The following is a 12,917-nucleotide window of genomic DNA, read 5'->3' on the forward strand; positions in this document are numbered from 1 at the left end:
CGCAACATCAAAGCCCCGGTCTGACCGGGGCTTTTCATTAGCGTCGGCGCAACAGCCCGAATAGCCCGATAACGGCCAGCAACAGCAGCAATGCCACAGCAGCGGCGCTCACGTACAGGCCCGTGGTGCCGAGCAGCGGTTTCTCCACCCGTTGATAGGTGGGCTGTTTGAGTAGCAGGTTCAGCGCCGCGTCTAGCTGTGCAGTGTGAATCTGGCGCAGTTCCTTGGAGTGATCGGCGAAGCGACCCTCCTCGTAGTCAGCCAACAAATTCCAGTACGTGTCGGCGAGGGCGCTGTTGCCCTGGGCCGTCCAGCTCTGGCGGGCGAGGGCGACGTTGCGCAGGCGCTCGACGGTTGCGTCATCCAGGCCGTCTCTGGCGAGCCTGTGCAACAGGTCGTGCAGACGCTGTAGAGTTTGCTCGACATCGCCGCGCGCCACCTCGGCGTTGATGCTGAAGAAGCTGCTGCTGGCATAGGCACTGCGTTCGACGCTCGGCCCATAGGCCAGGCCGTGTTCAAGACGCAGATCGCGATACACCGCCCATTGCAGGTAGTCGCGCAGCAACTGCCAGGTGCCGTGGTCAAGCTCGCCGACGAAGGGTTCGGCGAAGATCAGATGCACCTTGGCGGTTTCACCGACCAGGCCATTGACCAGCGTACGGTCGGGCTCGGCCTTGCCGGTGCTTTCCGGCAGTTCGCGTAGCTCGGGCATGGGGCCGGGCGGCAATTCGCCGAAGCGCCGTTCGAGGTAGGCGGGCAGGCGGCGATCCAGATCACCGACCATGATCAGGGTCATGTTGTTGGCGACGTACCACTCGCTGCGCAGGCGCTCCAGGGCATCGGCCGTCAGATGCTCCAGGTTGTCCGGCTCGGCGCAGGCCAGGCCCAGTTCTGCAGCCAGCTGCGCGGTGGCGTCATCCGCGCTGCCGGAGCTGCCGAACAGGCGCTGCCAGGCAGCAGGGTGTTCGCCATTCTCGTGGGCGATGACGCCCTTGGCGGCGTCGATGCGCGCTTGGTTCAGCTCGGTGTTGAACAGCGCCGAGAGCAGCAGATCGAGGGCGGCGCGCTGATTGGCTGCCGGTACTTCGAGCACGAAGGTGGTGTCGCTGTCGCGGGTGTAGGCGTTCCAGTCACCACCCAAGGCCTGCATGCGCTCTTCCAGCCCAGCTTCGCCGCTGTCGTCGATACCGCTGAACAGCAGATGTTCGAGCAGGTGCGGCAGCTCCTTGTGGCGGCAGTCGAACTGATCGAAGCCGACGCCGACCGCCAGGCGGATGGACACATGGCCGCGTTCGCTGGTGGGCTTGAGGATCAGTTGCAGGCCGTTGTCCAGCGGGTAGCCTTCCACCTTGAGGCGATCCGCCGCCAGGAGGTGGCTGCACAGCAACAGGCTCAGCAGCAGCGTCAGCGTGCGGCCGGTGGAAAGCACTACTCGCCACCTTCTTCGGCGAGCAAGGCACCGGTTTCATGGCTGCCGAGTACGGCGTAAGCACTTGCGCAGAACAGCGAATTGAGGCGTTTCATGTCGTCGATCAGTTCCAGGTGGAGAGAGCTGGTTTCCAGACTCTTGACCACCTGCTTGTGTAGACGTTCGACATGTAAATGGGTCAGCCGGCGCTCCTGGATGCGGAAGCGCCGCTTCTCGCGCAGCAATTGGCGAGCGGCATCGGCATCAGCGGAAAAGAATACCGACAGGCCCAGACGCAGGTTGCCCAGCAGGCGTTCGTGCAGTTCGGTGAGTTCCCCCAGGCCGCTTTCCGAGAAGGCGTGGCGCTGCGAGGTCTTCTCGTCCTGAATCTTGCCGAGCATGCGTTCGATGATGTCGCCGGCCCGCTCCAGGTTCGACGAGAACTCGATGATCTCCGCCCAGCGGCGGCTGTCGTGCTCGCTCAGTTCCTCTCTCTGCACCTGGGCCAGGTACAGCTTCACCGCGGTGTAAAGTGCATCGATATCGTCGTCGATACGGCGCAGATCCTTGCCGAGAATCGGCTGGCTGCCACGCAGGGCATCGAGCAGGTGGCCGAGCATGCTGTCGACCAGATCACCGATGCGCAGGGTTTCACGTACCGCATTGGACAGCGCCAGGCTCGGCGTGGACAGTGCCGTGGGGTCGAGGTGGCGAGCCTTGGCGACGGCGTTGATATCCGGGCGATCCGGCAGCAGCCAGTTGCAAAAACGCGCCATGAGACCGAGGGTTGGCAGCATCAGCACGCAACGCAGGCTGTTGTAGAGCACGTGAAAGCCGATGACCAATTCCGCCGGATGCCATTTGAGGCTGTCCAGCCAGTGCACCAGTGGGTCGAGTACCGGAATCACCAGCAGCAGGCCGATCAGCTTGTAGAGCAGGCTGCCCAGGGCCACGCGACGCCCGGCCTGGCTCTGCATGCTGGCGTTGAGAAAGGCCAGCACGCCGCTGCCGATATTGGCACCGATCACCAGACCGATAGCCACCGGCAGGCCGATTACCCCGGCGCCGGTCAGCGTCGCGGTGAGCAGCACCGCGGCCAGGCTCGAGTAGGAAATCAGCGCGAACAGTGCACCGACCACGGCGTCGAGCAGCAGATCGCCGGTGAGCGAGGCGAACAGTACGTGAATGCCCTTGGCTTCGGTAATCGGCGTGGCGGCGGCGACGATAAGTTGCAGCGCCAGGATCATCAGGCCCAGGCCGATGGCCACGCGGCCGAGCTGGCCAGCACGGGTCTGTTTGCGGGACAGGAAGAACACCACGCCGAGGAAGATCAGCAGCGGCGACAGCCAGCTGAGGTCGAAGGTCAGCACCCGCGCCATCAAGGCAGTACCGACGTCGGCACCAAGCATGATCGCCAGCGCCGGGGTCAGCGCCATCAGCCCTTGGCCGACGAACGAGGTGACCAGCAGCGCCGTGGCGTTGCTGCTTTGCACCAGCGCGGTCACAGCGATACCGGCGACGAACGCCATGGGCCGTTTGCCGACGTTGTGGCTGAGCACGCGACGCAACTGCGAGCCGTACACCCGCAGGATGCCGGTACGCACGATATGCGTGCCCCAGATCAGCAGGGCAATGGCGGAAAGCAGATTGAGCAGAGTCAACATCACGCATCTCCCTGATACGCAGATTCGATCCCGATACTTGGGATACTGCCGGTGACGGGGGATTACAAAAGTCAGTCACATCGAGTGTGGCTGTGCTTGTGCGCACCCACATAAATGAGCTGTAGCCGTCGTTCGCCTTGTGTGCCAATTCTGCGAGTAGACGACGGGCACGCCGAGCGAGGGTCGGCCTAGGGTTACATGCGGGTTGGAGAGGTCTGGGGTAGGAGAGTTCGAGGAGATTGAGCCGTGAATGTTCTGCGCGCCCATAAAAAACGGGGCCTGATTAGGCCCCGTTGTTTTTAGCTGTCGCTATTACTGCCCAGGAACGTCCTTGCGCAGTTTCACCGGGTCTACGTCGTCTTTGCCTTCTGCGCGACGACGGGCGCCACGCAGGCGGATGTTCAACGCTTCGACACCCAGCGAGAAGGCCATGGCGAAGTAGACGTAACCTTTCGGTACGTGGACTTCGAAGCTCTCGGCGATCAGCACGGTACCGACCACGATGAGGAACGACAGGGCGAGAATCTTCAGGCTCGGGTGTTTCTCGATGAAGTCGCTAATGGTGCCGGCGCAGATCATCATCACGATGACGGCAACGACGATGGCGGCAACCATGACCGGTACATGGGAAACCATGCCGACGGCGGTGATCACCGAGTCCAGCGAGAACACGATGTCGATGATGGCGATCTGAATGATGGTGCCGATGAAGTGCTTGGCCGCGCCCTTGGGCGCCTCCATGTTCTCTTCTTCGCCTTCCAGGCTGTGATAGATCTCGCTGCTGCTCTTCCAGAGCAGGAACAGGCCACCGAAGAACAGGATCAGGTCACGGCCGGAAATGCCCTGGCCGAAGATGAAGAACAGATCCGCGGTCAGACGCATGATCCAGGTGATCGAGAGCAGCAACAGGATCCGCGTGACCATCGCCAGGGCCAGGCCGAAGAAGCGGGTACGCGCTTGCAGGTGCTGCGGCATGCGGCTGACCAGAATGGCGATCATGATGATGTTGTCGATGCCCAGAACGATTTCCAGGGCAGTCAGAGTCAAGAAGGCAACCCAGATTTCCGGGTTGGTCAGCCATTCCATTAGATGTTCCTTGCGAGTGAGTGGACGACTGGCGCGAAAACGCGGCCAGGGTGCCGAATTTTAGCGCCAGTCGTGTGAAGATTTCGTCAAAATGTGTGCGGATCAGCTACCGAATAGCGGAAACACACCCAGTACTAGGGCTGCAGCCAGGATGGCCATGCAGATCAGTACCGCCCATTTCAGGGTGAAGCGCTGCAGATCACCGAATTCGATCTTCGCCAGGCCGATCAACAGATAGGTCGACGGTACCAGCGGGCTGAGCAAGTGCACCGGCTGGCCAACGATCGACGCCCGGGCCATCTCCACGGCGCTGATGCCGTAGCCCGACGCCGCCTGGTTGAGCACCGGCAGGATGCCGTAATAGAAGGCGTCGTTGGACATGAAGAAGGTGAACGGCAGGCTCACCAGTGCGGTGATCACCGCCAGGTGTGGGCCCATTGCATCGGGGATCACGGCCAGCAGGCTTTTCGACATGGCGTCGACCATGCCGGTACCGGTGAGGATGCCTGTGAAGATGCCCGCGGCGAAGATCAGGCCGACTACCGCCAGGACGTTGCCGGCGTGGGCAGAGATACGATCCTTCTGCTGCTGCAGGCACGGGTAGTTGATGATCATCGCGATGCTGAAGGCGATCATGAACAGCACGGGCATCGGCAGCAGGCCGGCGATCAGCGTGGTCATCAGAATCACGGTGAGGAGGGCGTTGATCAGAATCAGCTTCGGACGACGAGCTTCCGGGAACTGCGAAACGCTGATCTCGTCCTGGGTGATCTTGCCTTCCGGCAGTTGCAGCACGCCCAGGCGCTTGCGTTCACGCAGACCATAGTAGTAAGCCACGCCGAACAGCACGATGGCACCAACGATCATGCCCGGAATCATCGGCACGAAGACGTCCGATGGGTCGACGTGCAGGGCGCTGGCTGCGCGAGCGGTCGGGCCGCCCCACGGGGTCATGTTCATGATGCCGCCGGCCATGATGATCAGGCCGGCCATGATGGTCGGGCTCATCTTCAGACGGCTGTACAGCGGCAGCATGGCGCCTACGCAGATCATGTAGGTGGTCGAGCCGTCGCCGTCCAGGGAAACGATCAGCGCCAGGGCCACGGTACCGACAGCGACCTTCAGCGGGTCACCCTTGACCAGCTTGAGGATCAGGCGCACGGGCGGATCGAACAGGCCCGAGTCGATCATGATGGCGAAGTAGAGGATGGCGAACATCAGCATCACGCCGGTAGGCGCGAGCTTGCTGATGCCTTCGAGCATCATCGGGCCGATCTGGGGGGCGAAGCCACCGATCAGGGCGAAGATGATCGGGATGATGATCAGAGCGATGAGCGCCGACAGGCGTTTGCTCATGATCAGGTACATGAAAGTCGAAACCATGGCAAAGCCAAGGAAAGTCAGCATGGAGATTCTCCGGACGTGATTCGGCTACGGTGCGAAAAGGCGGTCAGCGTTAGCGACGAGGCGAACGGAGGGGGTGGAGAAGACGTGGAGAGCGAGGGCGGAGCATGGTTAATTACCTGTTTTATTCTTGTTGACGGCAGCTGCGGGCCTCTCTGGCGGCAGCTCATCGACCGATCTATGTCGGTCAGTGAGCGGATGCTAGAGCACAAAGCTTTCAGCCAGCTTTCGCCGAACTCAGATAATTGCTGGATGTTTCGCCGCGGCTAGATAAACCGGCGCGGGCCCGTGAGCCCCGCCAGCCGTGGGCTACAGCATTCGCTCGAGTAGATAGAGCGTGGCGACCAGGGAGGCCGCGGCGAGTAGATGTTGCAGCGTGATGATGCCGGCCATCAGGTTGGCATCGCCGCCCAACTGGCGAGTCAGCACATAAGCGGTCGGTGCGGTGGGCAGGGCGAAGAACAGTACCAGTACGGTGCTCTCCATCACCGGTAGTTGCAGCGCGTAAGCGACGGAGAATGCCAGCAGCGGCATCAGTAGCAGGCGCAGCAGGCTATTCCAGGTCAAGGCGGGGATTTCGCCACCCAGTTGCTCCGGCTTGAGTGCCGCGCCAACGCACAGCAAACCCAGCGGCAGGCTGGCGGCGGCGAGCAGGCTGAGCAGGCGGCCACTGCCGCCCGGCAAACCGAGGCCGCTGAGATTGACCAGGGCGCCAGCGAAACAGGCGAGGATCAGCGGGTTGCGGATGATCGGCAGTAGCAGGCCGCGTGCGCTGACGCCACGCTCGGCGGTCAGCGACCACACCGACAGCACATTGACCGTCGGCACCATCAACGCCAGCATCAGCGCGGCCAGGGTCAAGCCTGGCTGGCCAAACAAACTGCCCACCGCCGCCAGACCCAGATAGGTGTTGAAACGCAGAATGCCCTGGCTGAAAGCACCGAAGCGCGACGCCGGCCAGCCGCGCAGGCGGCGTACGATCAGCAGTGCCAGCCAGGCTATGCCCAGACCAAGCAGCACGGCCAACGCCAGCCTGGGTAACTGCGGGTTGTCCAGCGGCGCAGTGGCCAGGCTGTTGAACAGCAGGGCGGGGAATAGAATGAAGTAATTGAGGCGTTCGGCCCCGGGCCAAAAGGCTTCACTGGGAAAACCGCGACGGCGCAGTTCATAACCGGCAACGATCAGTGCGAAGAGTGGCCAGAGGGCCAGAAGCAGTTCGGTCACGGGAGCCCCCGGTGGTGGTGAGCGTGCATCTTCGCCAGTGCCGCACGATCAGGCAAGCCAGATGCGAGCTGGATATCAACAGGCTTCAGGAGAGAACGATGAGCGATCTACATAGCGGTGGCTGCCAATGTGGCGCATTGCGTTATCAGTTCCAGGCGCCTTTGAGCGATATCGCCCATTGCCACTGCTCGATCTGTCGGCGCAGCACCGGCGGCATTCTGGTCACCTGGATCACCGTGCCGCTACAGCACTTCACCTGGCTGCAGGGCGAGCCCGCGCGCTACGCCTCGTCAGCGACCTGCACACGGTATTTCTGCCCAACCTGTGGTGCGCATTTGGCTTTACTCACCACCCTGAGTCCGCAGTCGATGGATGTGACCATCGCGACGCTGGATCACCCGGAACAGGCGCCTGCGAATCGGCATATCTGGATCCAGAGCCGATTGCCCTGGCTGCAGGTGGATACGCACTTGCCGGAAGAGCGGCAGGAGCGGATTGACTAGCTTGCCTCTAGGCCAACCAAGTGACGGTCGCCGTAGCGCGTAAGCCTCCTCTTTGTCTGGTTTTCCCTAAAGAATGCTCGCTTTGGGCCGATCAAGAGTCGTCCCTTGACATGCCTTCGTGCCGCATATGGATGCGCTTTCGCTGTTTAACGTGCCGCAGTACATAAGCACGACGACAGACAATCTTTTTCCCTTGGTAATTGAATCTGCCGAAGTCCATGGAATAGGTGATACCCCGTGCTCAGAAATATCCCGTTGAGTCGCAAGCTCTTACTGATACTCGCGTGCCCGCTGTTTGGGTTTCTCTGGCTTGCTGCCTTGCAGGTCACCAGCAGTTACCAGACCTTGCAGGAGATGGATCGAACCCAGGAGGCCAGCGCCGCCGCTCAGAAAGTCAGTCAGTTGATTACCGTGCTGCAACGCGAGCGGGGCGCCAGCGGGATTTTTCTGGGTAGCCAGGGCAAAAATATGCAGGACGTCTTGCTGCGCATGCGTGGGCAGACCGACACGGCGCTGGGCGAAGTGCGCGCGCTGTCCGGCAGCGCGGCTGATCAGCTCGACGAAGCCCTTGCCGCGTTGAGCGGCCTGGATGCGACTCGCGGGCAGATCGACAAACTGGCGATCGACAACCGTGAGTCGGGGGCGCGTTATACCGCGATCATCCGCACGCTGATCGGCTACACCCACGGCCTCGAGCGCAGCGTCGACGATCCATCGCTGGCCCGCGTACTGTCGTCGCTCACCCAGTTCATCGAGATGAAGGAGCGGGCCGGGCGTGAGCGCGCCATGCTCGGCGTGGTGTTCAACCAGGATCGTTTCGACGCCGATCTGCTCTCCACCTTCAGCCGCAACCTGGGCGAGTTCACTGCTTACTCCGAAGGCTTCCGCCGCAACGCCTCGGCGGATTTCGTACGCAAGCTCGACGAGAAGATGCAGCAGCCCAGTGCCGTGGAAGTCGCCCGGTTGCAGAAGCTGGCCTTCGACACACCGCTTGGTCAGTCGCTGGGCGTCAAGGCTACCGACTGGTTCCAGACTTCCACCAGCCGCATTGACCTGATGGGCGAAGTGGAGACCGAGCTGGGTCAGAGGGTCGGCATCCTGGCCGCCCAGGCGCGTGACAAGGCCGCTGGCGTGCTGTGGATGACGGTGATCGGTGTGATGGCCGCGCTGGCGGTGGTGACCGTGCTGTCCTACTTGATCATCAGCAACATCAACTTCGCCGTGCGCGAGGCGAACACCGCGCTACTGGCCCTTTCCCAGCGAGACTTGACCGCACGCTCGACCTATCAGGGCAAAGACGAATTCGGCGAAATAACCCGTAACCTCAACCGCATGGCTGAAGAGCTGGCGCAGATCGTGCGCGAGATTGGCTCCGCCACCGCCCAGGTGGCCACCGCAGCTGAAGAGTCCTCAGCGGTGACCCTGCAGACCAGCAACAGCCTGGAGCGTCAGCGCCAAGGCACCGAGTTGGTGGTGACCGCCATCAACGAGATGAGCGCGACGGTTCGCGACGTGGCGCAGAGCACCAGCGACGCTGCGCAAATGTCCCGTCAGGTGAACCTCAGTACCACTCAGGGCCGCCAGGAAATCGAGCGTACCGTGGAGGTCATCCGCGAACTGTCCACTCAAGCGGATGAGACCGCGCGGATAATCGGCGATCTGAAACAGGAAAGTGATTCGATCTCTGGCGTGCTCGACGTGATCCGCGGGATTGCCGATCAAACCAACCTGCTAGCCCTCAACGCGGCCATTGAAGCGGCGAGGGCCGGCGATCACGGTCGCGGCTTCGCGGTGGTCGCCTCCGAAGTCCGCACCCTGGCGCAGAAGACCCAGGAGTCCACCGGCAATATCCAGGAGATGATCGCCAATCTGCAGAAAGGCTCGGATCTCGCCACGCATTCGATGGAGGAAACCCTCGGCAAGGCGCGCGCAGGTGCGGCCAACATCGAGCGCGCAGGTGACCTGCTGGCCGATATCGCCGCCGGCGTCGCCGGGATCAACGACCGCAACATGCAGATCGCCACGGCTGCCGAAGAGCAGAGTGCGGTCGCCGAGGACATTAACCGTAACGTGGTCGAGATCAACGATGTCGCCATCCAAGTCAGCTCCGGTGCCGAGCAGACCGCAGCCACCAGCCTGGAGCTGGCGCGGCTGGCCGAGCACCAGCAGAAACTGGTGAACCGTTTCCGCCTGGGATGACGGTCGTGCGGACGCTGCCTGGCCTGCAGGCAGCGTCATGGCTGGCGCTGTTGCCGCCAGTCGGCAGGGCGCGGATATTTATGAAATCTTGCTCATGGCCGCTGGTCAGAGCCTGACTCCTACTGCCCGGGTTCATGCGATGCCACTGATAGTCATAGCCGAAGACGAACGCTCGATCAGAGAGCTCCTCGTGGAGATCTTCGAAGACGAAGGTCATCAGGTGAAAGCTTTCCCCTGTGCCGACGACGCCTGGGAGTTCCTGTCCAGCAGCGACGGGCAGGTACAGATGGTGTTGACCGACTTCAGCATGCCTGGCGATATCGACGGTATCTTTCTCGCCCACCTGATTCGCGATCGCTTCCCAGATATGCCGATCATCATCTCTTCCGGCTTCCTGGAAGGGACGACCGATTTCGAAGGTTTGAACGTGGCGGTGATCCCCAAACCGTGGACGGTCAATCAGCTCCTCGCCATATGCGCGGCGATGACCGCTGAAAAAGCACCCCAGGCCGGCATTCAGCCGGTTTGATCGCTTCCAGTAACGGCTGCAAGGCCTCGCGGCTGTCTCGTTACACAAGACTTCTCTCAGGTGACTGCACAGAAAGGTTGGTGGATAGGTAGAATCGCCGCCCCCGTTTTACTGCTGGAGATGTCACGTTGGCCATTCACTACTCGCCTGCCCCGGATATTGTCGCTTGTGGCCGCACTGGTGCGAGCCTCAGCGCTACTCAGGATCAGGCGCAGGTTTCCTGCAAACTCTGCCTTCGCTCGCTCGAAAAGGAGGCTACCCCAGCCGCGGCAGCCAACCGCACGCCAACCCTGGCCGAGCTACGTGCTGCTGCTCGCGCCGCCAAGGCGCCGGCCAAACAACCTGAGGCCAAAGCTGCGCTGAGCGTGCGGGCCGCATGGCAGCAGAAGCTGGAACAGATTCCCGGTCGCAACCGGCTGCCACGCGGTGCTGCTCGCCAGGCGTACGTGTAACTTGCTGCCTCATCAGGGCTGCGAGACAGCCCTGATTGTTTGATGCCTGCATTACTGCCTTACCTTACTTGGCTTCATGCTGGTGTAACCCTTCCTGAGTGCGTAGCGCCATAGTTTTTTCATCTAGGCGTTAGGTCACTTCAAGTAACTTTCTAAACTTGATAATCACTCCTGATAAACACTTCAACATTCGGCCGGAAATACGGGGTCGCCTGAAACTCTTGGTTTGGATTGGAATAGGCAAGTTTGCCTCTGAAGAAAATTTATCAGTCGCTGATGAACTTAAAGTGCAGTTGCATCTTCATGTGTCAAAAAATGAAATTTCTCTCCCCGTTATTACCTGAATAACCACTGTCCAGTTACTTGTAGGCTATTCATGAGCCCCGCTCATTAGGTTTTGCAGTATTTCGCTACTAATCACTGTGGCCGATAGCTGCTAGCGTCAGCAGCCGTTTGTCTATCGATCCTTTAAGTACGGATGTGTTCTTATTCGCGAATGCCTGTTATCTGTTGAATGGATCAATCGCGGTACCTCGTGCTGTTCTTTACCCGAGTGAACGACGAACTTTGCCATGCAGACTATTCACTGACTAAAAACAGTGAACCGAAATGAGAGCCGCAGCTACCAAGTTCAATGCACTGGTGCAGTGGTAATAAAACGAAACGAGTCGTGGTAGCCGCCGATGTTCAGCGGTCTGCCGAGATGAGCGACCTTGAGGTGACCGTGATGAAAGATCAGAAGACCTTGCAGAGCCCTGTGGTGGAAGTGGATCCGGCCGCAGTGGCGGTATCACCGACGCGCCGCAGTTTTTTAAAGTTTGGTGCCTCCGGCATCGCGGCGGCGACACTGTCCGGCCTGATTCCCGAGAGCGCCCTGGCGACCGTCCAGAATGCCGTGCCCGGTATCGAGGACAAGTCGGCACCCGGCGTCGGCGAGCAGCGTATTCGGCTGGTCGTGAATGGTCAGATGCACGCGCTGAACGTGCCGGCCAATGCTGTGTTACTCGATGTATTGCGTGACCGCCTGCAACTGACCGGTACCAAGAAGGGCTGCGATTACGGTCAATGCGGCGCCTGCACCCTGTTGGTCAATGACGTGGCGATCAATTCCTGCCTGTCTCTCGCGGTGCAGCATGACGGCGACAGCATCACCACCATCGAAGGCCTGGCCCAAGGCGATACCCTGCACCCGGTGCAGGAAGCCTTCTGGGAGCATGACGCCTATCAGTGCGGCTACTGCACGTCCGGGCAGATCATGAGCGCCGTGGCGATTCTCAAGGATCCGAACATTCCCAGCGACGACGCCAGCGTTCGCGAAGCCATGAGCGGCAACATCTGCCGCTGTGGCGCGTACAAGAACATCCTCAGTGCGGTGCAGTCCGCGCGGTCGAAGATGGGAGGGGCAGTCTGATGCGGACTTTCAATTTCGTGCGTGCCGAGTCTCCTGCACACGCCGTGGGTTCGATGACCGGCGACGAACCACGCTCTTACCTGGCAGGCGGCACCACGCTGCTCGATCTGGTCAAGCTGGACGTGATGAAGCCTGAGCAGATCGTCGACATCAACCACCTGCAACTGAAGCAGGTCGAGCGCCTGGCCGATGGCCGGCTGCGCGTCGGCGCACTGGTCAGCAACACCGATCTGGCCAATCACCCGCTGGTGCGCGAGCACTATCCCGTGCTGTCCCAGGCCCTCCTGGCCGGTGCCTCGACGCAGTTGCGCAACAAGGCGACCACCGCCGGCAACGTCATGCAGCGGGTGCGCTGCAATTACTTCCGCGACGGTACCTCAGCCTGCAACAAGCGTGAGCCGGGTTCGGGTTGCGCGGCCATCGGCGGCTTGAATCGCAGCGTGCACGCGGTGCTGGGAACCAGCGAGCACTGCATTGCCACGCACCCGTCGGACATGTGCGTGGCCATCGCAGCCATCGGCGCACAGGTCACCGTTCGCGGCGCCGCTGGCGAGCGACAAATCCCGTTCGGCGACTTCCACCTGCTGCCTGGAGAAACGCCGTGGCGCGAGCATGCGCTGGAGCGCGGTGAGCTTATCACCCACGTGACCCTGGACGCGCCGCTTGCCGGCAGCCGCTCCGCCTATCTCAAGCTGCGCGACCGCGCCTCTTATCAATTCGCCCTGGCTTCCAGCGCGATCATTGTGGTGCTTGACGGGCAGCGCATCGCCGACGCACGCGTCGCTCTGGGTGGGCTGGGCAGCAAGCCGTGGCGCGCTACCGAGGCCGAGCGGGCGCTGATTGGTCAGCGGGCCACCCCGGAGACCTTCGCCCGGGCGGCGGAACTGGCGGTCAAAGGGGCGCGGGCTTACGAGCACAATGCTTTCAAGATTCCACTGGGGCAGCAGGTGGTTATGCGCAACCTGCGCGACCTTACGACTTAGACCCTATTCACGATCTGCTGCGCGTCGGCCCTACTGCGTTAAAAACAAGCTCGG

Annotated in this window: 11 protein-coding genes; 6 read left to right on the forward strand and 5 right to left on the reverse strand. The window is 61.4% G+C overall.

Annotated features, from left to right (window positions below):
- Positions 1-37 precede the first annotated feature (37 nt).
- From ACZ3GY_RS02600 to ACZ3GY_RS02620, 5 genes are all read right to left on the reverse strand, one after another.
- Entirely contained in the window at positions 38-1,429 is a 1,392-nt protein-coding gene (locus ACZ3GY_RS02600; protein WP_465908825.1) for a M16 family metallopeptidase, read from the reverse strand.
- Positions 1,429-3,072, reverse strand: coding sequence for a Na/Pi cotransporter family protein (locus ACZ3GY_RS02605; RefSeq protein ID WP_465908826.1), 1,644 nt, complete (start codon positions 3,070-3,072; stop codon positions 1,429-1,431). The genes ACZ3GY_RS02600 and ACZ3GY_RS02605 overlap by 1 nt, the downstream gene beginning before the upstream one ends.
- Positions 3,073-3,384: 312 nt before the next feature.
- The gene (locus ACZ3GY_RS02610) at positions 3,385-4,158 is read right to left on the reverse strand and encodes a TerC family protein (protein ID WP_465908827.1); all 774 of its coding nucleotides are present in this window, start codon (positions 4,156-4,158) and stop codon (positions 3,385-3,387) included.
- Positions 4,159-4,260: 102 nt separating this feature from the next.
- A complete protein-coding gene (locus tag ACZ3GY_RS02615) occupies positions 4,261-5,565 on the reverse strand; it encodes a CitMHS family transporter (protein ID WP_463563798.1) in 1,305 nt (434 codons plus the stop codon).
- Positions 5,566-5,871: 306 nt separating this feature from the next.
- On the reverse strand, positions 5,872-6,786 hold the full coding sequence (locus ACZ3GY_RS02620; RefSeq protein WP_463563799.1) for an AEC family transporter: 915 nt from the start codon (positions 6,784-6,786) through the stop codon (positions 5,872-5,874).
- A gap of 98 nt (positions 6,787-6,884) precedes the next feature.
- On the opposite strand from ACZ3GY_RS02620, the gene ACZ3GY_RS02625 reads away from it, so the two are divergent.
- The 6 genes from ACZ3GY_RS02625 (at position 6,885) to ACZ3GY_RS02650 (ending at position 12,863) form a co-directional block, all read left to right on the forward strand.
- Entirely contained in the window at positions 6,885-7,289 is a 405-nt protein-coding gene (locus ACZ3GY_RS02625; RefSeq protein WP_465908828.1) for a GFA family protein, read from the forward strand.
- 291 nt (positions 7,290-7,580) lie between these two features.
- A complete protein-coding gene (locus ACZ3GY_RS02630) occupies positions 7,581-9,488 on the forward strand; it encodes a methyl-accepting chemotaxis protein (RefSeq protein WP_465909219.1) in 1,908 nt (635 codons plus the stop codon).
- A 139-nt stretch (positions 9,489-9,627) separates the two neighbouring features.
- Positions 9,628-10,017: a response regulator gene (locus tag ACZ3GY_RS02635; protein ID WP_463563801.1), complete on the forward strand. Its 390-nt coding sequence runs from the start codon at positions 9,628-9,630 to the stop codon at positions 10,015-10,017.
- Between the two features lie 128 nt (positions 10,018-10,145).
- Positions 10,146-10,469: a hypothetical protein gene (locus ACZ3GY_RS02640; protein ID WP_465908829.1), complete on the forward strand. Its 324-nt coding sequence runs from the start codon at positions 10,146-10,148 to the stop codon at positions 10,467-10,469.
- A 727-nt stretch (positions 10,470-11,196) separates the two neighbouring features.
- The gene (locus tag ACZ3GY_RS02645; protein ID WP_465908830.1) at positions 11,197-11,880 is read left to right on the forward strand and encodes a (2Fe-2S)-binding protein; all 684 of its coding nucleotides are present in this window, start codon (positions 11,197-11,199) and stop codon (positions 11,878-11,880) included.
- Positions 11,880-12,863 carry an FAD binding domain-containing protein gene (locus ACZ3GY_RS02650; protein WP_465908831.1) on the forward strand — a complete coding sequence of 328 codons (984 nt, stop codon included), beginning with the start codon at positions 11,880-11,882 and terminating at the stop codon, positions 12,861-12,863. Before ACZ3GY_RS02645 ends, ACZ3GY_RS02650 begins: the two co-directional genes overlap by 1 nt.
- Positions 12,864-12,917: the final 54 nt, after the last annotated feature.

The organism is Pseudomonas sp. PME37.24/006, assembly GCF_055556635.1.